The organism is Bradyrhizobium sp. LeoA1Lang, assembly GCF_055413685.1.
Genome location: NZ_JBVAPG010000077.1, coordinates 1 through 21,188, shown reverse-complemented (window position 1 = coordinate 21,188; position 21,188 = coordinate 1). Strand labels below are relative to the sequence as shown.

Sequence of the window (21,188 nt, the reverse complement as noted above, 5' to 3'; positions counted from 1 at the left end):
AGTATAATACGAAATATACTCAAGGAGAGCATAAATGGCTGCCACCTCATCCGGTGCGCTCGCGCGCACTGCGCCGCTCTATGACCGCGTCAAACGCGTAATCCCGCCGTTCGAATGGGCGACTTTCGCCGATGACGTCGACGCCATCCTCGACCTCAAGCGCAAGCGCAACGCGGTGGTGCTGGCGCACAACTATCAGACGCCGGAAATCTTCCATGGCGTCGCCGATATCGTCGGCGACAGCCTCATGCTCGCGCGCGAGGCGACCAAGGTCGATGCCGATATCATCGTGCTCGCCGGCGTGCACTTCATGGCCGAGACGGCCAAGCTGCTCAATCCCGCGAAGACCGTGCTGATCCCCGACCTCGAGGCCGGCTGCTCGCTCGCGGAGTCCATCACGGCAGCCGATGTACGGCTGATGCGCAAGCGCTATCCAGGTGCTCCCATCGTCACCTATGTCAATACATCGGCCGCTGTCAAAGCGGAGTCCGATGTCTGCTGCACCTCCGGCAATGCACTCGCGGTTGTGCAATCGCTTGGCGCCGAACATGTCATCATGCTGCCGGACGAATATCTGGCGCAGAACATCGCCGCGCAGACCAAGGTGAAGATCACGGCCTGGAAGGGCCATTGCGAAGTGCATGAGCTGTTCAATGCAGAAGATGTGCGCCAGCTTCGCGAGAATCATCCCGGCGTCACCATTCTGGCGCATCCGGAGTGCCCGCCCGAGGTGGTGGCGGAGGCTGATTTCTCGGGCTCCACCGCAGCCATGTCCGGCTTTGTCGGCAAGGAGCATCCACCACGCGTGGTGCTGCTGACGGAGTGCTCGATGAGCGACAACGTCGCGGTGCTCCATCCCGACGTCGAGTTCATCCGCCCCTGCAATCTCTGCCCGCACATGAAGCGGATCACGCTCAAGAACATCCGCCATGCGCTCGAGACCAACGAGCACGAGGTCACGATCGAACCAGATATCGCCGACCGCGCGCGGCGTTCCGTCGAAAGGATGCTGGCACTATGAGTACGGATATTTCTGCGCTGGCCGGCCAACCAATCATCATCGGAGGCGGCGCCGCCGGATTGATGACGGCGCTACAGCTCGCGCCCGCACCGGTCGTGCTGCTGTCGAAATCGCCGCTCGGGGCGGAGGCCTCCAGCATGTGGGCGCAAGGCGGGCTCGCAGCCGCGGTCGGCGAGGACGACACCCCTGCCCTGCATCTGCAGGACACCATCGCCGCCGGCGCCGGCCTTTGCGACGAAGAAGCCGCCAGCCGCATCGTGGATGCGGCGCCCGCCGCTGTCGAGCGTCTCGCGCGGCTCGGCGTCGGCTTTGACCGCAGGCCAGATGGGGGCTGGCAGCTCGGGCTCGAGGCCGCGCACAGCCGCAAGCGGATCGTTCACGCCACCGGCGACGGCACCGGGCGCGAGATCATGCGCGCACTGATCGCCGCCGTGCGCCGCTGTCCGTCGATTACGCTGCTCGAGGGCTTTGAGGCCCGCCAACTCATCGTCGAAGACAATGCGATCAAGGGCGTGCTCGCTGCGAACGAGCATGGCTCGCTCGTCATTCCGACCAACCGCGTCGTGCTGGCGACCGGCGGCATCGGCGGCCTGTTCCAGGACAGCACCAATCCGATGGGCTGTTTCGGCCAGGGGCTTGCGCTCGCGGCCCGTGCCGGCGCCGTCCTTTCCGACCTCGAATTCATCCAGTTTCACCCCACCGCCTTCGACGGACCGTCGCGACCGATGCCGCTGCTGACCGAGGCGATCCGCGGCGACGGCGCGATCCTGATTGACGAGACCGGGCAGCGCTTTATGGCGAACGAACCGGGCGCCGAGCTCGCGCCGCGCGACATCGTGGCGCGCGCAGTCTGGCGCCGGCGCGCGGAAGGACATCGCGTCTTCCTCGATGCACGACGGCACCCGGGCAAGGATTTCGCACAGCGCTATCCCGTCATCAGCGCATTCTGCAGGATGGCCGGGATCGATCCGGCTGACGATCCGATCCCCGTGCGTCCGGCAGCGCATTATCACATGGGCGGAATCGCCGTTGACGGCGAAGGCCGCAGCACGGTGACCGGCTTGTGGGCCTGCGGTGAGGTCAGCCGCACCGGCCTGCACGGCGCCAACCGGCTCGCCAGCAATTCGCTGATGGAAGCCATCGTCTGCGCGCAATGGGTCGCCGAGAGCGTCAATGCCGTGCCTGGCAGCGCTACTGCTCCGCGCGCGCCGACCGCACTGCCGCCCGCATCCGATCTATCGATGGTGCGGCCGTTCGTATCGCAGGCCCTCGGCGTGCTCCGCGATCGGCCCTCGATCGAGCGCGCCATTCGCAATCTCTATCCGATGGCCAGGGGGAACGGCGCCACCGCCGATCCGGCGCTGGTCGGATTGATGATCGCTGTCGCTGCGTTAAGGCGCGAGGAAAGCCGCGGCGGCCACTACCGCACCGACTTTCCGGACACCTTGCCGAAGGGCGTGCCCTCCACCTTCACCCTCGCGGAAGCGCTCAGCGTCGCCGGCGAGATCATCGAATCCGAACTGCCGGTCAGGAGCGTTCAGTCGTGACGTCAAATCCTCTTCTGCCCCTGATGTACGAACCCCTGGTGCGGACCGCGCTGCTTGAGGATCTCGGCCGCGGCGGCGACATCACAGCGGACGCGATCGTGCCCGCCGACCAGCGCGCTTCGCTCGCGTTGCGTGCGCGCCAGCCGGGCGTCATCGCCGGCCTCGACGTGGCGCGCTGCGCCTTTCAAACGATTTCACCGGCGATACGCATCGAGATCGAACGCCCTGATGGCAGCGCCGTCGCCCCCGGCGACACGATTGCAACCATCAACGGGCCGGCGCGCGCGCTGCTGACGGGCGAGCGAACTGCGCTCAATTTCCTCTGCCACCTCAGCGGCGTCGCAACGGCAACGGCGTCGTTGGTCACTGCCGTGAAAGGCACGCGCGCGCGGATCGTCTGCACCCGCAAGACCACGCCCGGGCTGCGTGCACTGGAAAAATACGCCGTGCGTGCCGGCGGCGGCAGCAATCACCGTTTCGGCCTCGACGACGCCGTCCTGATCAAGGACAACCACATCGCACTTGCCGGCAACATCCGCACCGCGATCGAACGCGCCAAGGCGCATGTCGGCCATCTCGTCAAGATCGAGGTCGAAGTCGACACGCTGGCGCAGCTCGAAGAAGCGCTGGCGCTCGGGATCGACGCGGTCCTGCTCGACAACATGACGGTCGACGATCTCAGGCAGGCCGTGGCGATGGCCCGCGGCAGGGTGATCACGGAAGCATCGGGCCGCATCACGGCCGCGCCCGCGATCGCGGCGACCGGCGTCGAGCTCATTTCCGTCGGCTGGGTCACACACTCCTCGGCCGCGCTCGATATCGGGCTGGATTATCTTTAGATCGCAATGACGCTGCGTTCGGGCACGCTCTCAAAGAGCTGCCCGCGCGCCTTCCTTGCGATAGTAGAAAACCTGCCGCGCCCTGACCTCGTTCTCAACGACCCCGATCAGACCGACCAGCTTTTCGGAGGTGCGAACCTGCACAATGTCAGGTGTCACCACGAAGACGGTCGCTTCATCATAAGGCGTGGCGCTCATGATCATCTTGCGTGTTTCAGCGACGACGTTTGCCCATGCCTTGGCGTGGCGCTCGGACCTCGCGAAATATGAGGTGCATGTCTTGAGCGCCAGATCATAGGTCGCTTCCATGGATGGCATGGCTATCGACGGATATTCCCGATCGAAATAGACGAGCGCGTCGGTCAAATCGGCCGTCACTGCCGGACGGAGCGCTTCGGCGAGCGCCTGCGCGTGGTTGAAGCAGACGTTGTTGAACATCCACGACCGCTGCGCAAAGCTCGTTTCTGCGAATGCGGCTGCCGCCTTGGGCACGAAACTGAACCACCAGCGCGCGATCTCGAGCAACTGGAATCGGACGTTGTACTGCTCCCGCACGAAATCGCCGGGCGCAAGCACCGCGAGCGCCGCGATGCGATCCGTATCGAGCACGCGCAGGCTGGTCGCCGCAACCGTTGCCGCGGCTCCAAGATTGATCAACAGGGCCGCGGCGCGATCCGGCTCCTCGAGCATCGAGTCGTTGAAGGCATCGGCAGCCAGGAACGAATCCCACAGCGCATTGGCGATAATGAGCCGGATCAGGGAATGCTCCTCGGTCGCCGCCAGCAGCGGAGACGAGGCACGCGGAACGTAGCTCACCAGAGAGGGATTGTGCCCGACATAGGGACAGGTGATCGCCGTGTTGATCCGCTTCGATCCGGCCGTGAAGCTGCCCCAGAAGGCATTGAACGCAGGCGACAGAAAGTTCGCCAATATCGTCTCACGGGACTGGGCCGGCGATGCCGATGTCCTCTCGCCCGCGGCCGATCTCATCCGCTCGCGAATATCACGCGACGTCGCATCCATCAGCGCCCGGCGCATTTCGCCGTCTCCGACGGGTGCAGGATAGGTATCGCGCGTTTCGAAGAAATACTGGCCGCGCAGAGACCCGTTGGCCCGCAGCACGGCGATGCCATGTCCCATCACAAGCATGCGCGAGCCGGCCGACGTGCTCAGGGTCCAGGCGATCTGACCATCGCCCACCGGCAGGCCCGCATTCACGCCTTCGAAGGCGATGCGCTCCTGAGCGCAGGTCGCACGCGCCGCCACCTGGATCGGGTCGGAGGCGCTGAAACGCGCTTTGGCCCGCCGCAGATAGTCCTGGCGGGCGGCGAGCAGGGAATTGCGCGCAATGACCGCTTCGCGCTCGGCCGTGAGCCGATCGTTTGGCAGCGGTCGCAGGGCCGGCAGCGTGCGTAGCCAGGCTGCGTTGAGCTTGGTCATGTCGCCGAGCGCAAAGAAGCGCTTGTCGAGCAGCTCGATCGCGGGATCGATTTCCCCAAAACCGCTGCCGTCCTGTATGGCTTTTGCCCGACGCGGATCGCCCTTCATGATGGCCAAGAACTCGTCGAAGATCGCGACGTAATCGGTTGCGCCCATCGCGACGAGCCCGCGACGGGAATTATCGAGCGTCTGCTCGCTCATTCCACTGTTGTGGGCAAACTGGCCATGGCCGCCGTTGTTGACCTGGGCCAGATAATAGTCGGCGTGGTAGCTCCAGAATGCCTCCGCGACGACCTCGCCGGAGACCAGGTGGGCCGGGCCAATCGCCCAATTCACGAAATCGACGACGGTGGCGACCAAATCGCTGTCATCGGCCACATAGGCGTCGGGAATGAGTATCTCAGGTGCAATCACCCCCTGAGGCTCAAGCACGCGCCGATCCTCATCGTTCTCAGTCATCTGTATGCCCCGCCCCAAAAGCCCCCTCTTCTACAGACACATCGGCGAGGCCGAATCCGCAATGCAAACGAGAAAAAAAACTGTCACATGGTGACTGGATACCGCACGAGACCCAAGCGGGCCCCTCTCGCAGCCATTCGTAGCGCGGCGGAACCAGCGGCGCGCGATCTTCGGGCTGGATCGATAGAGCGTGAGATTATTCAGCCGCTGCGCCCGGCGACGCCTTGCTCTGGCGCGTCAGGCGACTGCTGCGCCGGAACACCGAATAGGTCGCGAGCGCGAAGAGGATCACGAGGAGCTGCAGCGACAGCGCTTCCAGCGTCGGGTTCAGGCCGAGATCGGCGAGCCAGGACAGGCTCTTCACTTCCGTGAACGGCAGCAGCGCCTGCTCCTGGAATTCCTGCACGGCCTCGCCGATGAACTTGATCGCCATCACGAACAGGAAAGCCGAGGTCAGGATGAACAACGGCCGCAGCGGAATCTTCTGCGCGATCAGGTTGATGAAATAGAACAGCACCGCAAGCGCAATGATGGCGGCGCCGAGTCCGGCAAACAGGCCTGCGCTCCAGCCGCCCTCGGTGGTCGCCAGCGCGTTGATGAACAGCACGGTCTCGGCGCCCTCGCGGAACACCGCGAGGAAGGCGAGCGCGCCGACCGCCCACACCGTGTCCTGTGCCAGCGCAGTATCGGCCTTGTGCGCGAGATATTCCTTCCAGCCCTGCGGGTCCTGCTTCACCATCAGCCAGCCGCTGACATAGAGCATGAGGCCCGCGGCAAAGAGGATGATGACGCCCTCGAGGATGTCGCTGTGCTCGCCCGAATTCAGCACCGCGAACAGCCAGGCCGCGATGATGCTGGCGCCGACCGCAGCCAGCGCGCCGCCATAGAGCGCCTGGATGCGATGACCCGCGCCGACCTTGGACAGGTAGCCGGCGAGCGCGGCGATCACCAGCATCGCCTCGAGCCCTTCGCGCAGCAGGATGACCGCGGCCTGAATGAATGCAGACGACATCAGCGAACCTATTTTGGCCCGTTCTATCGCCAGGGATTTTCAAGTAAAGCGCTGTCGGCCTGCACGATTTCGTCAACGCCCGGACCGCGCAAAAAACCCGCGCAAAACGGGCATTTCTTGCGGCGACGATAGATTAGAATAGTTCAACTCAACCGGGTTGCCCGACCGGCATGGCAAGCTTTGCCTGCCCCACTTCGCGGCGTCGCGGCAGCAGCCGCTCGACCTGCAGGACCGCCAGGGTGAGCACCACGATCGCCACGGCCTGGTGCATGAGCGCGAGATCGATCGGCACCTGGTTCAAGAGCGTCAGGATCCCGAGCGTCGCCTGCAGCGTGATCGCCGCCACCAGCCACCAGGCGCCGGCAATCGTCTCGCCGCTCGCGCGCGAACGGATGGTGTCGATCGCATGCAGGATCGCCAGCGCCAACAGCGCATAGGCGGTCATGCGGTGCTCGAACTGCACCGTCAACGGATTGTCGAACAGATTGCGCCACCAGGGCTGCTCGAAGAACAGACGCCCCGCGGATGGAATGAAAGCGCCATCGATCTCAGGCCAGGTGTTGTAGACCTTCCCCGCGCGCAGGCCCGCGACCAGCGCGCCGAAATAGAGCTGCAGGAAGGTCACCGCCAGCAGCAGCAAGGCCGTGATCTTCAGCCGCAACGGCGCCGGATTTGGCGGCCGGTCGCCAAGCCGCCGCACCGTCCAGACGATCGCCGAATAGATCAGGAGCGCCAGGATCAGATGGACGGCGAGGCGATATTGCGAGACCTCGACCTTCTCGGAGAGGCCCGAAGCAACCATCCACCAGCCGACCGCCCCCTGCAACGCGCCGAGGCCGAAGATCAGCCAGAGGCGCCGCTTCAATTCGCCGTCGGCGACGGCGCCCCGCCACAGGAAATAGAGGAACGGCAGCAGATAGGCGATCCCGATTACGCGCCCGAGCAGGCGGTGGCTCCATTCCCACCAATAGATCGTCTCGAACTCGGCCAGCGTCATCCCGGCATTGAGCTCGCGATATTGCGGGATCTTCTTGTAGCCCTCGAAGGCTTCCGTCCATTGCGCCTCGGTGAGCGGCGGCAGCGTGCCGGTGACCGGCTTCCATTCGACGATCGAAAGCCCGGATTCGGTGAGCCGGGTGGCCCCGCCGACCAGCACCATGAGCGCGATGAGGGCTGCGACCGAAAGCAGCCACCAGCGAACGGCGGCATTTTGGGAGGGCTCGGAGACGGAACGTGCGGTCATCGGTCCTGCTTGATCGGATTGGCGCGCCCCTTATAGTCCGCCTCCTCGCAGGCGCAAGGCGCGCTTTGCCTCACGAGTTATCGATCAACCGGCCATGAATATACGCACCCGCAAGCTGCTTGGAACCATCTTCCTGCTGATGCTGGTGGTGGTGTGGTCGCTGCTCGGGATGACGGTCGCGCAGACGCCGTGGCTTGCCAATTCAGGCCTGCTGCAGGCGATTTTCTATGTCGTGGCCGGGCTCGGCTGGGTGCTGCCGGCGATGCCGATCGTGGCCTGGATGTCGCGGCCCGACCGCGTCTAGATCTGCACACGCAGCGTCGGTCGGACCGGCGAAAACATCACCCCCGAGAGCAGCACGCGCATCATACGCAACGAGCGCTGGCTCCCGTCCCAGCACACCCGCGGCAGCACGTGCAGGTTGGTGCGCCCCTGCGCTTCCACGATCCCTCCGATGCTCGACACCGCGCTGTCAAAGCCTGTCTCGCCAGCCATCAGCACATGCACAGGACGAAAGCTCTCGCGGTCTCCGAACGGATAGGCAAGATGCCTGACCTCGCGGCGGATGCCGGCCTCGAGCACCGCCCTGCCCATCGCCATCTCGCGCTCGGCATCAACGTCGCGCAGGTTCGACAGCGCCGGATAGTTCACGGTCGCACTGCCGATCGTGACATTCGGATCGGTCGCGAGCATCGTGAGATCGCTCCAGTCCATCGAAGCGCTGCGCGACAGTGCTGCCAGATCGACGCCGTAGCGCTTGCAGAGATCGTTGATCGCGACGGAGAGATCCGGTGGCGCCAATGTCCGCATCCATTTCGAGAGGAAGTCGTAGAGCTCGTATTTTTCCGCCACACCACGAATCGAAAAATGCAATTCCTTGCGCTCGATCACGAGGCTGATGCGGCTCTCGCGCGCGATGATCTTCTCCAGCGCCAGCCACCACGCCTCCCCTAGCCCATCCGGAAACGCACTCGGCAGGTAGATGGCGAAGGGCACGCCATGCTTCGACAGCACCGGATAGGCATCCGTCGCCAGATCCTTGTAACCGCCGTCGAACGTCAGGCAGGCAAAGCGGCGCGGCAGCGGCAAGGTGACGGCGCGGCGGCAGGCTTCGTCGATCGAGACGATATCGTAGTTCCAGCGCTCGAGCGCCCGGATCGTGCGGTCCAGGAACCGAGGGGTGATCTCGCACGAGGCCAGCGGCTGGAACCGCTCGCGGCGGCGCGGACGCACGCGCTCGAAGCGCAGGACGATGCCAGCCCCGCCGGTCTGCCGCTGCCGCAACCACGCATAGCCTGAGAAGTAAGCGAGCTCCATCTGCGCCCGCTTCAAGAAGGTGATATCCGACACCACGTCCCGCCCCCGATCCGGCGGTTTCCAGGCGCCGTCTAACGATTGTTATTACTCTTTGTTGACATTTCCCTGCGAAGGTCGCCCAAGCCGAATTGTAAATAATCGATTAATACCGGACTCAGCAATGACCATGGCTGCCGCGATCGAAGCACGAACGGCGGAGTTGGAAGCGTGGTCGAAAACAAGCCGCGTCACCGGTGTCGACATCATCCGCGATCTCGAAGCCGCCGAACCGACATGGCGCAGCTTCGAAAAGCAGTTCTGCACGCCCTACCAGCGCTTTGATTTTCTCGCCGCCTGGCAGCGGCAGGTCGGCGCGCGCGAGGGCCTCACACCCTTCATCGTGATCGGTCATGATGGCGAGCGCCGGCCGCTGTTCGTGCTGCCGCTGACGCTCGAGACCGCTCTTGGCGTGCGCTGCGCCACATTCATGGGCGGCAAGCACGCCACCTTCAACACGGCGCTGTGGGACCGCGACCTCGCCGCGGGCGCAACGGCTGCCGATCTCAGGACCATGGTCTCGGCCATCGCGGCGCGCGGCGAGGCCGACGTGCTCGCCTTGCAACAGCAGCCGCTCAACTGGCGCGATCTGCCGAACCCGCTGGCTCTGCTGCCGCACCAATCCTCGGTGAATGACTGTCCCCTGCTCGCCATGGAGCCCGGCGTCGAGCGCACCACCCTCATCAGCAATTCGTTCCGGCGGCGATTGAAGGGCAAGGAACGCAAGCTGCAGCAGCTCGCCGGCTATCGCTATCAGGTCGCCGCCACCGACGCCGATGTCACGCGGGTCCTGAACTGGTTCTTCCGCGTCAAGCCGCAGCGCATGGCCGAACAGAAGCTGCCCAACGTCTTTGCCGAGCCGGGCGTGGAGGATTTCATCCGCTCCGCCTGCCTGACCGAGGTTCCGGGCGGCGGCCGCGTCATCGACATCCACGCGCTCGAGTGCGACGACGAAGTGATCGCGATCTTCGCCGGCGTCGCCGACGGCCATCGCTTCTCGATGATGTTCAACACCTACACGATGTCTGCCAGCGCCAAGTTCAGCCCCGGCCTGATCCTGATGCGCAACATCATCGATCACTACGCCGCGCTGAACTACCGCGCCCTCGACCTCGGCATCGGCTCGGACGAATACAAGCGGCTGTTCTGCAAGAGCGACGAGCCGATCTTCGACAGCTTCATTCCGCTCTCCTGGCGCGGCAGGCTAGCGGCAAGCGCGATGTCCGGCATCGTCAGCGCCAAGCGGCTGGTCAAGCGCAATCCCGCGCTGTTCGATCTCGCGCAAAACCTGCGCGGCATGTTCCGCTAGAGCATGATCCGGAAAAGTGGAGACCGGTTTTCCGAAAAGATCATGCTCAAACAAAGAACTAGAGCGGGATGACGATTCGAAGAAAAGTCATCATGCTCTAGGCGCGCATCATCTGCCACCGCCATGCAGCTCATGACTATGAGCCGCCGATCTGCCTGCCATCGATTTTGCGACATCGCGAACGCATGCGACAAATATCTCGGCGGCCGGGCTCAACGTGCGATTCTTCAGCGTCACAATGGCCGCCGACACAGCCGACGTTCGCGGCAGCTTGACCGGAAGTCTCTTCAGCGACAGATCGCGGCCGCTGGACTGCACAATCGAGCTTGGAAGCAAGGTGACGAAGTTCCCGGTCGCAGCGAGCCTGCAGCAGAGGTGAAGCGACAGCGTCGTGACGGGCGTGCGAGGCATGCTCAATCCGCTTTCGCGAAACAGATCAGCCGTGGCGGAGCCTGGAAAAGTGTCCGGCGGCGGCAATATCCAGGCTTCATCGGCAAGGTCGGCCAGGCTGACCCTGGAACATCGCGCCCATTTGCTTCGCTGCCCCACAACCACAACACGCGGGTCACTTAGCACAGGCTCCACCGCCAGATCTTCCTCGGCGAACGGCGTCGGGATCCAGCCCAGCAATAGATCGATGCTCCGCTCGCGCAGTTCGCTGTAACGCGCGGTGCCGAGCACCATCTGCGCGACATTCAGGCGGATACCTGGATGGCGCCGCGTGAACCGATCGATCACCGCTGGAAGCAGACCGGCTGCGACGCTCTCCGAGCTGCCGATGCGGAGCTGTCCGACGGTTGGATCGGCAAGAAATTCGAGTTCTTCCAGCCCCTGCATCAGCTCGTCGAATATCGTCGTGCCGCGCTTGATGAGCGCGCGCCCATACGGCGTGGGCTCGATGCCGTTGCGGCCGCGGTCGAGAAGCCGAAGCCCGAGTGCATGCTCCATGTCGGCGATCGCTCTCGACACGGCCGGTTGCGAAATCGCCAGTTCGGCCGCGGCCTTTGCCATGCTGCCCCGCTGAGCCACAACGAGCAGGATATGGAGATCGCGCAGCTTGATGCGGCGCCGGGCTCGCTCAATGGATTGCATGTCCGATCCTTATCAAAACAGTTATGAAACCCTCACATACTAGCATTGGACGGATATGCCCGCCTCAAGCATCCTCATGGTCCCGATCCAGTCGTTTCAGACGCGGAGGACCCGATGGCTTGGATGGTGATGACGCGCCGCGATGTGCTGGCAATGTCAGGGGCCGGCGTCGCTTTCTCCGCCGCCGGTCTCGTGCCGCAGAGCATCGCCGAGCCGCGCCTGAAGACCGCGCATATCCTGACAGGGTTCACGCCCGGGCTCCCCGATGCCGTGGCAAGGCTCGTCGCCGATCAGATGAAGGATTATGCGGCGTCGATCGTGGTCGAGACCCGGCCAGGTGCGAGCGGACGCGTCGCGGTGGAAGCCGTGAGGGCCGCCGCCCCCGATGGATCTGTCCTTCTGCTGGCGCCACTTGGCTTCTTGACGCTGTTTCCTCACGTCTACAAGACACTCAGATACGAGCCGCGGGATTTTACTCCGGTATCGACCGTCGCCTCATTCCCGACATTGCTGACGGTGGGTCCGAAGGTGCCGCGTGAGGCAAAGACGCTGGCTGAATTCATCACATGGTGCCGCGCCAATCCGACGCAGGCGACCTACGGCACGGCGGGCGCTGGATCGACGCTGCACTTCATCGGAGCGATGCTGGGCCGCACTGCGCGGTTCGAGTATCTCCACGTGCCCTATCAAGGCAGGGCCGCGCTACAGGATCTCGTGAAAGGCGAGATCGCCTCGGCCATCATGCCGCTCGGCAGTTCCCTTGGCCTCGTCCAGTCCGGAGAGCTTCGTGCGCTGGCGACCACCGGTCCACGCCGCAGCGCGTTTCTTCCCGATGTGCCCACGATGGCCGAAGCCGGTTATCCCTCGCTTGAGGACCTCACATGGTTTGGGTTTTTCGTTCCGGCAAAGACCCCGGCCGACATCGTCGAAAGGCTCAATGGCTCGATCCAGGCGGCCTTGCGCACCGACGAGGTCAAAGCCGGCATGGCAAGACAGTTCGTCGAGATTGACGCGATCCCGATGGCCGACTTTAACCGGCTGCTCGCATCCGAATCCGATCGGTGGAAAGCGATCGTCCAGGCAACCGAGTTCACGCCGACCGATTGAAGGTCTCGGCCTCCTAGAGCATGATCCGGAAAAGTGGGCACCGGTTTTCCGAAAAAGATCATGCTCAAACAAAGAGCTAAAGCGGGATGACGATTCGAAGAAAAGTCATCACGCTTTAGCGCCGTTGGTCTACGCTGCGACCACGCGCGGGCCCGGCTCGACGGCGTCCGATGGCTCGCACGGCTTCGTCAGCATCGTCACTTCCGAGAAACCGACAGCGGCAAGCTGCTCGCGCATCAGGCGGCGGGCATCGTCGGCCATCGAGGCATCCGGCACCACGACGGCGCGGGCATGCGCCGTCAACAGATCGGCAGGCAGGTCGGAAGCCGTGCCGGCATCGAGCAGCACGTGGTCGTAGACGCCTAGCAGCGCGTCGATCGCGAGCGCCAGCCGCGGCGACTGCAGTTGCGTGCGATCGAAGCCGGGGCGGCCGGCACTGACCAGGTTGACCCGTGACAGCCGGTCGCGCGTGATGATCTCGGAAAACGTCGCCTGCCCCTGCATCAATTCGGCAAGCCCCGGCGCGCCAGGATCGGTCGAGACCGCCGCTATCGTCGGAGACGCCGCTGCGAGGTCGACGACGGCGACCTTGGCTTCGCGGGCCATCAGCCGTGCCAGCGTCAGCGTGGTCAGCGCGATGCTCTCGCTCGAGGCCGTCCCCAGCACGGTGACCTTGCGTGCGTCGGCGCCAGCCCGGCGCAGCTTCTCGGCGAGCAGCTCGATTTCCCCGATGGCTGCGGCGGCTTCAGGCTGCGGCGCGATGGATGCGGCCTCGACCTCGGGCTCGGGCTCCGCTGCCGGCTCCAGCTCCGGTTCCTGCTCGTCGCTCTCGACGGCGGCAGCGCGAACCGGCGCCCGCGCCGTCGTCTGCGGCACGACCGATGCGGCGGCGCGCGGCGCGGTCATGCGCAGGAGCTCGCCGGTCACCACCATGCCCGAAGAAAGCAACAGCGTCGCCAGCGTCGCGATCAGCACGATCGGCAGCTTCTTCGGATAGGCCGGCGTGTTGGACACCGACGCGCGCGAGATGATGCGGCCATCGGACGGTCCTGCGTCGATGTTCTCGCGGGTATTGGCTTCGCGATATTTCGCCAGATAGGACTCAAGCAGGTCACGCTGCGCCTTGGCTTCGCGCTCCAGTGCGCGGAGCTGGACGTCCTGGCCGTTATAGGACGACGCCTGCTTCTTCAATTGATCGAGGCTCGCGCTCAGCGCCTCGACGCGGCCGCCGGCAACACGGGCGTCATTGTCGAGCGTGCGGGAGATCTTGGCCGCCTCCTCGCGCAACTGCCGATCGAGATCGGCAAGCTGCGCCTTCAATTCCTTGATACGCGGATGATTGTCGAGCAGCGTCGACGATTGCTCGGCGAGCTGCGCGCGCAGCGTGACCCGCTGCTCGCTGAGGCGGCGGATCAGTTCGGAATTGAACACTTCGGAAGCTTCGATCGGCTTGCCGCTCTGCAGCATCTCGCGGATCAGCCGCGCCTTGGTCTCGGCATCCGCCTTCAGTGCACGCGCATTGTTGAGCTGCGTGTTGAGCTCGCCCATCTGCTGGTTGGACAGCGAGGTGTTGTTGGTGCCGACGAACAGGCTCGACTTGGAGCGGAAATCCTCGACGCGGGATTCGGCGTCCGCGACTTTCTTCCGCAAATTCTCGATCTCGCCGGCAAGCCACTGGCTCGCCGTTTTCGCCTGCTCCTGCCGCGCATTCTGCTGCAGCACCAGATAACCTTCGGCGATCGAGTTGGCGACGCGTGCGGCAAGCTCGGGATCGCGCGACTGGAATTCGACGACGATGACGCGTGACTTGTCGACCGCGTAAGCCTGCAGGCGCTCGTAATAGGCTTCCAGCACGCGCTCTTCCGGCGTCAGCGAGAACGGGTCGCGCCCGATGCCGAACAGCGCCAGCAGCGATTTCAGCGGCGAAAAGCCCTGCAGCACGGGATCGAATTCCGGCCGCTCGGCAAGCTTGTTCTTCTTGATGATCTCGCGCGCGAGATCGCGCGACAGCAGGAGCTGCACCTGGCTGGTGACGGCCTCCGGATCGACGACGTTGCGCTCTTCGTTGCGCTCGCCGCTCGGCCGCAGGAACACGTTCTCGCGGCCGTCGATCAGGATGCGCGCTTCCGACTTGTAGCGCGGCGTCACCATATTGACCGCGGCAAGCGACAGCGTGAACGCCAGCACCGTCGGCACGATGATCCAGCTCCGCTTGCGCATCAGCGCCCGGCCGAGCGCAGGCAGGTCGAGATCGCCCGCAGGCGACGCGGCAACGGTCGCGGGCTCGCCCACAGCCGGCGCGGGCTTTGCAAGCGCGCGCTGGACCACGGCCCTCTCCTTGCCTGCACGCCAGAACGCAAAACGCATTGTTCACTCCCGCGGGGACGCCACTCAATCTGTCTCAGCCGGCGCGATTACACTCCATTAAGGTTGCCGCTGGGTTAATCGGCCCGGTTGACGAACAGCACGGGCGCACACGCCCGCGCGTCATGCTTTGTTAACCATGGGCGTCCTTAATCGGCCGCGATATTTTGCCGGGATTCCCAGAATGCGCCGCCTGCGCGCCGCTGCCTTTTGCCTGCTTTCGATGCTTGCGCGCGGCGCTTCAGCCCGCGATCGCATATTCATTGGCGGGCGTGCGTTGTGACCATGGAATCCGACCAGCCGCTTCGCATCCTGCATGTCGTGCGAGCCCCTGTCGGTGGGATCTTTCGTCATATCCTCGACGTTGCCAACGGACAGATCGAGCGCGGCCATCACGTCGGCATCGTCACGGACAGCATCACCGGCGGCGAGCGCGCCGCCACCGCGCTAGCGGAAATCGAACCGCGCCTAAAGCTCGGCGTCCGCCGTGTGGCCATTCGCCGCGAGCCGCGGTTTGCCGATACGATGGTCTGGGCGCAGATCGCCGGCCTGATCTGGAAATTGAAGCCGGACGTGCTGCACGGCCACGGCGCCAAGGCCGGCGCTTACGTCCGCCTGCGGCCGCACTCCAAGCACACGATTCGCGTCTACACGCCGCACGGCGGCTCGCTGCACTACCCGCTCGACACGCTGAAGGGCAATTTCTACAGCCGGCTTGAGCGCGCGCTGATGAACAGCACCGACCTGTTCCTGTTCGAAAGCGCCTTCGCACGCGACACGTATCAACGCACGGTCGGCACGCCGACCAGCGGCGTGGTGCGCTGCGTGTTCAATGGCGTGACCGCGGAAGAATTCGATCCGGTGGCACGCGCCGAGGATGCCACCGACATCGTCTATGTCGGCGAGTTCAGGCACATCAAGGGGGCCGACCTCCTGATCGACGCGGTGGCGAAACTGCGCGCCGAAGGCAAGCCGCTGACGCTGACGCTTGCCGGCGACGGCGAGGAATCGGAGAAGCTGAAGGCGCAGGTCAAACAGCTTGAACTTGGCGATGCCGCGCGCTTCATCGGCCATGTCAAAGCGCGCTACGGGTTCTCGAAAGGCAAGCTGCTGGTCGTTCCCTCCCGCGGCGACTCGATGCCCTATGTCGTGATCGAGGCTGCGGCCGCGGGGATCCCGATGGTGGCAGCCAATGTCGGCGGCATCCCCGAGATCTTCGGCCCACACACGGATGCGCTGTTTGCGCCAAGCAACGCCGCTGCGATGGCGGAAGCGATCAGCCGCGCGCTCGACGATCCCGCGGCGACATTGGCGCGTGCGCAGGCGCTGCGCGAGCGAATCTCGGCGCATTTTTCGCAGAAGGCGATGGTCGAGGGCGTCCTCGCCGGCTATCGCGATGCATTTGCCAATCGTTAACCACAAGTTACCCACGTAACCGTTTGTTCCGATTTCTCCCCTAATCCCTGACGCGGGGCAATTCCGCAGCGGCCTCTGCATCCCTATCTGCGGTCGCTAGAGCATGATCCGGAAAAGTGGGCACCGGTTTTCCGAAAAGATCATGCTCAAACAACGGACGTGACGACGTGGAACCGATTAATGCACGCTCGATGCTGGACGCGGCAGCGACCGCCGGTGGCGGCCGTCCGCCGGTCGAACGACGCCGCAGGCTATCGCCCGCAGCGCTCGCCGTTACCAATGAAAAGGTCCGCGGCGCCTATTCGCCCGTCGTCATCACCGGCATCGTTCGCCTCATCGATTTCATCCTGCTGAGCCTGATCGGCGTCGCGCTTTATCTCTGGTACGTGATGCCGCTCTCCGGCTTCCGCTGGGAATATGTCGCGGCGATCCTCGCCATGACGATATCGGCGGTGGTCTGCTTCCAGGCCGCTGATATCTACGAAATCCAGATGTTCCGCGGACAGTTGCGGCAGACGACGCGCATGATCTCGTCCTGGGCGATCGTGTTCCTGCTGTTCATCGGCGTGTCGTTCCTGGTCAAGCTTGGCGGCGAAATCTCGCGGGTCTGGCTGACGGCATTCTTCTTCGTGGGTCTCGCGGCCCTGATCGTCGAGCGGCTGATCCTGCGCGGCCTGGTGCGGCGCTGGGCGCGCGACGGCCGGCTCGACCGCCGCACCGTGATCGTCGGCGCCGACGAGAACGGTGAGCAGCTCGTCGAAGCGCTCAAGGCACAATCCGACACCGACATCCGTGTGCTCGGCGTGTTCGACGACCGCAACGATGATCGCGCGATGGATAGCTGCGCCGGCAGCCCGAAGCTCGGCAAGGTCGACGATATCGTCGAGTTTGCCCGCCGCACCCGCGTCGACCTCGTGTTGTTCGCGCTGCCGATCTCGGCGGAGACCCGCATCCTGCAAATGTTGAAGAAGCTCTGGGTGCTGCCGGTCGATATCCGCCTGTCGACGCACACCAACAAAATGCGTTTCCGTCCCCGCTCCTATTCCTATGTCGGCAAGGTGCCGACGCTCGACGTGTTCGAGGCCCCGATCACCGACTGGGATCTGGTGATGAAATGGCTGTTCGACCGCATCGTCGGCGGCCTGATCCTGCTCGCCGCGCTGCCGGTGATGGGGCTGGTGGCGCTCGCGGTGAAGCTCGACAGTCCGGGCCCGGTGCTGTTCCGCCAGAAGCGCTTCGGCTTCAACAATGAGCGGATCGATGTCTACAAGTTCCGCTCGCTCTACCATCATCAGGCCGATCCCACCGCCTCGAAGGTCGTCACCAAGGACGATCCTCGCGTCACCCGCGTCGGCCGCTTCATCCGCAAGAGCAGCCTCGACGAATTGCCGCAGCTCTTCAACGTCGTGCTGAAGGGCAATCTCTCCCTCGTCGGCCCGCGTCCGCATGCGGTGCAGGGCAAGTTGCAGAACCGCCTGTTCGACGAAGCGGTCGACGGCTATTTCGCGCGCCACCGCGTCAAGCCCGGCATCACCGGCTGGGCGCAGATCAACGGCTGGCGCGGCGAGGTCGACACCGACGAGAAGATCCAGAAGCGCGTCGAATTCGATCTCTATTACATCGAGAACTGGTCGGTGCTGTTCGACCTCTACATCCTCCTGAAGACGCCGTTCTCGCTGCTGACCAAGAACGAGAACGCGTATTGAGAGCCGTCATTGCGAGCGGAGCGAAGCAATCCATGTCGCAACCCGGGGATAAATGGATTGCTTCGCTCCGCTCGCAATGACAGTGCGGTTGTATCGTTTGGTTGCGTGAGTTCGTAATGGCGTATGCGGCGACAGCCGACAGTTCATTCCCGCAAGCCGCGCCCGGCGTGCTGGCGCTGCAGCGCGCGATGGTGTGGCTCGCAGGCGCCTCCGGCGCGATCGTCTTCATCGAGCCGAGCCCCTACGAACTGGTGACGCTGACGGCGGTCATCATCTTCTTCGCCACCGGCCTGCGGATGCGGCTCGCCTTGATGCCGCTGCTGCTGATGCTCGTCCTGCTCAATGTCGGCTACAGCATCGGCGCCATTCCGTTCCTCGACAGGCCGGAGGTCTCGACCTGGATCGCGACGTCCTGGTACATGGCGGTCACCGTGGTGTTCTTCGCCATGGTTACTTCCGAAGACACCGAGGCGCGGCTCGACATGCTCCGGCGCGGCCTGATCGTCGGCGGGATGATCGCATCGCTCGCGGCGATCGGCGGCTATTTCCACCTCGTGCCCGGCGGCAACGATCTCCTGACCCTGTATGAGCGCGCGCGCGGCACCTTCAAGGATCCGAACGTGCTCGGCGCCTTCCTGATCCTGCCGGCGCTGTTCTCGTTGCAAAGCGTCGTCTCCGCCCCTCCGGGCAAGGCATTCCGCAACACCATCGCCGTCGGCATCATGTCGCTCGCGATCCTGCTCGCGTTCTCGCGCGCGGCCTGGGGCGGCCTCGTCATCACCGCGGCATTCATGCTGGCGGTGATGGTGTTGACCAGCCGCTCGCAGACCGAGCGCTCGCGCATCATCGTGATGGCGCTGGTTGCCGTCATCCTCGCGGTCGCGCTGGTCGCGATCCTGTTGTCCTTCGACTCGATCGCACAGATGTTCAAGCAGCGCGCGAGCTTCGACCAGAGCTATGACGAAGGCCGCTTCGGCCGGTTCGGGCGCCACATCCTCGGCGCCGAGATGGCGCTCGACCTGCCCTTCGGCATCGGTCCGCTGCAATTCCGCAACTACTTCCCCGAGGACACCCACAATTCCTACCTGAACGCGTTCATGTCAGGCGGCTGGATCTCCGGCCTCACCTATCCGGCGCTGGTCTTCGTCACCGTGGTCACGGGATTCCGCTACATCTTCCTGCCCGTGCCTTGGCAGAGGACTTATCTGGCGATCTTCGCAGCCTTCCTCGGCACCGTCGGCGAGAGCTTCATCATCGACACCGATCACTGGCGTCACTTCTGGATGATGCTGGGGGCGATGTGGGGCATGTATGTCGCTGCGGCGCGCTACCGTGCCGCGCTCACCGCCGAGGCGGACGCCCGCGCTTCTTAGCCGGCTTCTCCTCGGGTACATCGAGCAGCCCCTTGAGCATCTCGGTCGCTTCCAGCACGGCCCTGTAGCCCTCGTTGGCGAAGCGCAGCAGCAAATGCAGCTCGGCTTCCGAATAGGTGCTCCAGAGCCGCAGCATCGCCTCCTGCATCGGCACGTAGTAGCGCCCAATCCTGGCAGCGTTCTCGGGCACAGTCACGATGTAGACCTTGCGGCGGTCGGTCTCATCACGCTCGCGACGCACGAAGCCGGCCTTCTCCAAGCGGTCGACCACGCCCGTGATGGCGCCAGTGGTGAGCCCGGTGACCTCCGCAAGCCGGCCCGCCGTCACGCGGCCTTCAAGGTTGAGGAAGTCGAGGCATTCGAGGTCGGAACCGGAAATTCCGGCCACATTGGCAACGGCTTGCCCGTACAGGACGCCCTGTGCGGATGACCGCCGCATCGCCTCTTCCAGTTCCTGCATCAACGCCGCGCGCGGCTTCAACCTTGACAAGGCTTCCCCTATATCTTAGTAAATAGATATCTTATATAGTAAGATAATTAGCTGCTCACCTTTCGTAACCCACGCAACCGAACGGAGCAAGCCATGCCGCGCCGTCCCCGCAAGGCCCTGATCATTGGCGGCGGCATCGCCGGCCCTGTCGCTGCGATCTTCCTCAAGCGTGCCGGCTACGACGTCGAAATCTACGAGGGCTGGCCGCATTCGAGCGGCATCGGCGGCGGCCTGCAGATCGCGCCGAACGGCATGCACGTGATGGCCGAGCTCGGCCTCGCCGACGAACTGATCCGCCAGGGCTCGATCGCCGAATCCTTCGATTTCTATTCGCAAGGCGGCAGGAAGCTCGGCTCGATCAACCGCGACATGGAGAAGCGCTTTGGCCAACCGGCGGTGAACATGCGCCGCGCCACGCTGCAGGAGATCCTCTTCAACAAGGCCAGGTGCTCGAACGCCGAGCTCTATTTCGAGAAGCGCCTGGTCAGGATCATCGACCGGCCCGACCAGCCGATCGTCGCTTATTTCGCCGACGGCACGACCGCCGAAGGCGATTTCCTGATCGGTGCCGACGGCGTGCACTCGAAAGTGCGGCGCCATGTGGTGCCCGACGGGCCAGAACCGTTCGACACCGGGCTGATCGGTTTCGGCGGCTTCGTGCCCCGTTCTGTGCTCGAAGGCAGATCGATCGGCGGACGCGTCGAGACCACGTTCGGCCAAAGCGGCTTCTTCGGTTACGGCTTCTGCAGCTCCGACCCCACCGACGGCGCGATGTGGTGGAGCACGCAGCCTTCGCATGGTGTCGACGCCGGAGCGTTCCGTGCCATGGATCAGGCGGCGCTGAAGCAGCATTTGCGCGACTTCCATCGGGGGTGGCACGATCCGATCCCGCGCATCATCGAGGCCGCCGAGAACATCGTGGTGACCGACACGCTCGACGTCGCCAGCCTGCCGACCTGGTCGCGCAAGCGCTCGCTCCTTATCGGCGACGCCGCCCATGCCACCAGCCCGCATGCCGGCCAAGGCGCTTCGCTGGCGCTGGAAGACGCGATGCGGCTCGGCAAACTCATGCTCGACGGACAGGAACTCGGCCTGACCTTCCAGAATTTCGAGCAAGAGCGGCGCCCGCGCGCGGAAAAGATCGTCGCGATCGCCCGCCGCAACGGCAACAGCAAGCGCGAATTCAGCGCCGCGGGAGCGTGGGTTCGTGATCAAGCGCTGAGTCTGCTGCTACCGGTGACCTCGCGATGCATGGATTTTATGTACGTCTATGATCCACGGGCGGCATAGCCCGTAGATTCCATGGGGCGGTGAGCGCGCCCTTTCCGGTAGGTTTGGGTTTCCACACTCGAACCATCGGAGAGTCTGATGCAAGCATCGACCAAGAGCACGCCCACCGCCGGCCATTGTGGCACGA

The 21,188-nt window shown here is 64.3% G+C and carries 17 protein-coding genes; 10 read left to right on the top strand and 7 right to left on the bottom strand.

Annotation, left to right across the window (positions count from 1 at the left end; translation table 11 throughout):
* Window positions 1-34 precede the first annotated feature (34 nt).
* The 3 genes from nadA to nadC are packed head-to-tail and all read left to right on the top strand — an operon-like array spanning window position 35 to window position 3,407.
* Window positions 35-1,021, top strand: coding sequence for a quinolinate synthase NadA (gene nadA, locus ACZYOF_RS24320; protein ID WP_463717371.1), 987 nt, complete (start codon window positions 35-37; stop codon window positions 1,019-1,021).
* Window positions 1,018-2,568 carry an L-aspartate oxidase gene (locus tag ACZYOF_RS24315; RefSeq protein ID WP_463717370.1) on the top strand — a complete coding sequence of 517 codons (1,551 nt, stop codon included), beginning with the start codon at window positions 1,018-1,020 and terminating at the stop codon, window positions 2,566-2,568. Before nadA ends, ACZYOF_RS24315 begins: the two co-directional genes overlap by 4 nt.
* Complete coding sequence (gene nadC, locus ACZYOF_RS24310; RefSeq protein ID WP_463717369.1) at window positions 2,565-3,407, top strand: carboxylating nicotinate-nucleotide diphosphorylase; 843 nt, start codon at window positions 2,565-2,567, stop codon at window positions 3,405-3,407. The genes ACZYOF_RS24315 and nadC overlap by 4 nt, the downstream gene beginning before the upstream one ends.
* 30 nt (window positions 3,408-3,437) lie before the next feature.
* Here the strand turns inward: nadC and ACZYOF_RS24305 are convergent, their stop codons facing one another.
* From ACZYOF_RS24305 to ACZYOF_RS24295, 3 genes are all read right to left on the bottom strand, one after another.
* Entirely contained in the window at window positions 3,438-5,306 is a 1,869-nt protein-coding gene (locus ACZYOF_RS24305; protein ID WP_463717368.1) for a DMP19 family protein, read from the bottom strand.
* A gap of 196 nt (window positions 5,307-5,502) precedes the next feature.
* Window positions 5,503-6,318 carry an FTR1 family iron permease gene (locus ACZYOF_RS24300; RefSeq protein ID WP_463717367.1) on the bottom strand — a complete coding sequence of 272 codons (816 nt, stop codon included), beginning with the start codon at window positions 6,316-6,318 and terminating at the stop codon, window positions 5,503-5,505.
* Between the two features lie 148 nt (window positions 6,319-6,466).
* Window positions 6,467-7,561, bottom strand: a complete 1,095-nt coding sequence (locus ACZYOF_RS24295) for a COX15/CtaA family protein (RefSeq protein ID WP_463717366.1) — start codon at window positions 7,559-7,561, stop codon at window positions 6,467-6,469.
* A 94-nt stretch (window positions 7,562-7,655) separates the two neighbouring features.
* On the opposite strand from ACZYOF_RS24295, the gene ACZYOF_RS24290 reads away from it, so the two are divergent.
* The gene (locus tag ACZYOF_RS24290) at window positions 7,656-7,865 is read left to right on the top strand and encodes a DUF2842 domain-containing protein (protein ID WP_130582897.1); all 210 of its coding nucleotides are present in this window, start codon (window positions 7,656-7,658) and stop codon (window positions 7,863-7,865) included.
* On the opposite strand, the gene ACZYOF_RS24285 is transcribed toward ACZYOF_RS24290, so the two are convergent.
* Window positions 7,862-8,878 (bottom strand): polysaccharide deacetylase family protein, encoded by a 1,017-nt coding sequence (locus ACZYOF_RS24285; protein WP_463717390.1) that lies wholly within the window; start codon window positions 8,876-8,878, stop codon window positions 7,862-7,864. The genes ACZYOF_RS24290 and ACZYOF_RS24285 overlap by 4 nt on opposite strands.
* 160 nt (window positions 8,879-9,038) lie before the next feature.
* Between ACZYOF_RS24285 and ACZYOF_RS24280 the strand changes: the two genes are divergently transcribed.
* Window positions 9,039-10,223, top strand: coding sequence for a GNAT family N-acetyltransferase (locus ACZYOF_RS24280; RefSeq protein ID WP_130582901.1), 1,185 nt, complete (start codon window positions 9,039-9,041; stop codon window positions 10,221-10,223).
* 108 nt (window positions 10,224-10,331) lie between these two features.
* On the opposite strand, the gene ACZYOF_RS24275 is transcribed toward ACZYOF_RS24280, so the two are convergent.
* Window positions 10,332-11,315: a LysR family transcriptional regulator gene (locus tag ACZYOF_RS24275; RefSeq protein ID WP_463717365.1), complete on the bottom strand. Its 984-nt coding sequence runs from the start codon at window positions 11,313-11,315 to the stop codon at window positions 10,332-10,334.
* Between the two features lie 114 nt (window positions 11,316-11,429).
* Between ACZYOF_RS24275 and ACZYOF_RS24270 the strand changes: the two genes are divergently transcribed.
* Window positions 11,430-12,422: a Bug family tripartite tricarboxylate transporter substrate binding protein gene (locus ACZYOF_RS24270; protein ID WP_463717364.1), complete on the top strand. Its 993-nt coding sequence runs from the start codon at window positions 11,430-11,432 to the stop codon at window positions 12,420-12,422.
* Window positions 12,423-12,551: 129 nt separating this feature from the next.
* On the opposite strand, the gene ACZYOF_RS24265 is transcribed toward ACZYOF_RS24270, so the two are convergent.
* Window positions 12,552-14,789, bottom strand: coding sequence for a GumC family protein (locus tag ACZYOF_RS24265; RefSeq protein ID WP_463702271.1), 2,238 nt, complete (start codon window positions 14,787-14,789; stop codon window positions 12,552-12,554).
* A gap of 282 nt (window positions 14,790-15,071) precedes the next feature.
* Here ACZYOF_RS24265 and ACZYOF_RS24260 point away from each other — a divergent pair, with 282 nt between their 5' ends.
* The 3 genes from ACZYOF_RS24260 to ACZYOF_RS24250 all read left to right on the top strand — a co-directional run bounded on the left by ACZYOF_RS24260 (window position 15,072) and on the right by ACZYOF_RS24250 (window position 19,281).
* Window positions 15,072-16,202, top strand: coding sequence for a glycosyltransferase family 4 protein (locus ACZYOF_RS24260; protein WP_463702290.1), 1,131 nt, complete (start codon window positions 15,072-15,074; stop codon window positions 16,200-16,202).
* A gap of 167 nt (window positions 16,203-16,369) precedes the next feature.
* Window positions 16,370-17,908, top strand: coding sequence for an undecaprenyl-phosphate glucose phosphotransferase (locus ACZYOF_RS24255; protein ID WP_463717363.1), 1,539 nt, complete (start codon window positions 16,370-16,372; stop codon window positions 17,906-17,908).
* A 116-nt stretch (window positions 17,909-18,024) separates the two neighbouring features.
* Window positions 18,025-19,281 carry an O-antigen ligase family protein gene (locus tag ACZYOF_RS24250; RefSeq protein ID WP_463717362.1) on the top strand — a complete coding sequence of 419 codons (1,257 nt, stop codon included), beginning with the start codon at window positions 18,025-18,027 and terminating at the stop codon, window positions 19,279-19,281.
* Here ACZYOF_RS24250 and ACZYOF_RS24245 read toward each other — a convergent pair.
* A complete protein-coding gene (locus ACZYOF_RS24245; protein WP_463717389.1) occupies window positions 19,250-19,741 on the bottom strand; it encodes a MarR family winged helix-turn-helix transcriptional regulator in 492 nt (163 codons plus the stop codon). The two genes, ACZYOF_RS24250 and ACZYOF_RS24245, sit on opposite strands and share 32 nt — an antisense overlap.
* 123 nt (window positions 19,742-19,864) lie before the next feature.
* On the opposite strand from ACZYOF_RS24245, the gene ACZYOF_RS24240 reads away from it, so the two are divergent.
* Complete coding sequence (locus ACZYOF_RS24240; RefSeq protein ID WP_463717361.1) at window positions 19,865-21,061, top strand: FAD-dependent oxidoreductase; 1,197 nt, start codon at window positions 19,865-19,867, stop codon at window positions 21,059-21,061.
* Window positions 21,062-21,188 lie beyond the last annotated feature (127 nt).

Excerpts from the sequence above, each read along its gene's own strand:
- ACZYOF_RS24270 (WP_463717364.1), top strand. The coding sequence starts at position 11,430 with ATGGCTTGGATGGTGATGACGCGCCGCGATGTGCTGGCAATGTCAGGG.
- ACZYOF_RS24265 (WP_463702271.1), bottom strand. The coding sequence starts at position 14,789 with ATGCGTTTTGCGTTCTGGCGTGCAGGCAAGGAGAGGGCCGTGGTCCAG.
- ACZYOF_RS24245 (WP_463717389.1), bottom strand. The coding sequence starts at position 19,741 with ATGCAGGAACTGGAAGAGGCGATGCGGCGGTCATCCGCACAGGGCGTC.
- ACZYOF_RS24305 (WP_463717368.1), bottom strand. The coding sequence starts at position 5,306 with ATGACTGAGAACGATGAGGATCGGCGCGTGCTTGAGCCTCAGGGGGTG.
- ACZYOF_RS24280 (WP_130582901.1), top strand. The coding sequence starts at position 9,039 with ATGACCATGGCTGCCGCGATCGAAGCACGAACGGCGGAGTTGGAAGCG.
- ACZYOF_RS24240 (WP_463717361.1), top strand. The coding sequence starts at position 19,865 with ATGCCGCGCCGTCCCCGCAAGGCCCTGATCATTGGCGGCGGCATCGCC.
- ACZYOF_RS24300 (WP_463717367.1), bottom strand. The coding sequence starts at position 6,318 with ATGTCGTCTGCATTCATTCAGGCCGCGGTCATCCTGCTGCGCGAAGGG.
- ACZYOF_RS24285 (WP_463717390.1), bottom strand. The coding sequence starts at position 8,878 with ATGGAGCTCGCTTACTTCTCAGGCTATGCGTGGTTGCGGCAGCGGCAG.
- ACZYOF_RS24275 (WP_463717365.1), bottom strand. The coding sequence starts at position 11,315 with ATGCAATCCATTGAGCGAGCCCGGCGCCGCATCAAGCTGCGCGATCTC.
- ACZYOF_RS24315 (WP_463717370.1), top strand. The coding sequence starts at position 1,018 with ATGAGTACGGATATTTCTGCGCTGGCCGGCCAACCAATCATCATCGGA.
- nadA (WP_463717371.1), top strand. The coding sequence starts at position 35 with ATGGCTGCCACCTCATCCGGTGCGCTCGCGCGCACTGCGCCGCTCTAT.
- ACZYOF_RS24260 (WP_463702290.1), top strand. The coding sequence starts at position 15,072 with ATGGAATCCGACCAGCCGCTTCGCATCCTGCATGTCGTGCGAGCCCCT.
- ACZYOF_RS24295 (WP_463717366.1), bottom strand. The coding sequence starts at position 7,561 with ATGACCGCACGTTCCGTCTCCGAGCCCTCCCAAAATGCCGCCGTTCGC.
- ACZYOF_RS24250 (WP_463717362.1), top strand. The coding sequence starts at position 18,025 with ATGGCGTATGCGGCGACAGCCGACAGTTCATTCCCGCAAGCCGCGCCC.
- ACZYOF_RS24290 (WP_130582897.1), top strand. The coding sequence starts at position 7,656 with ATGAATATACGCACCCGCAAGCTGCTTGGAACCATCTTCCTGCTGATG.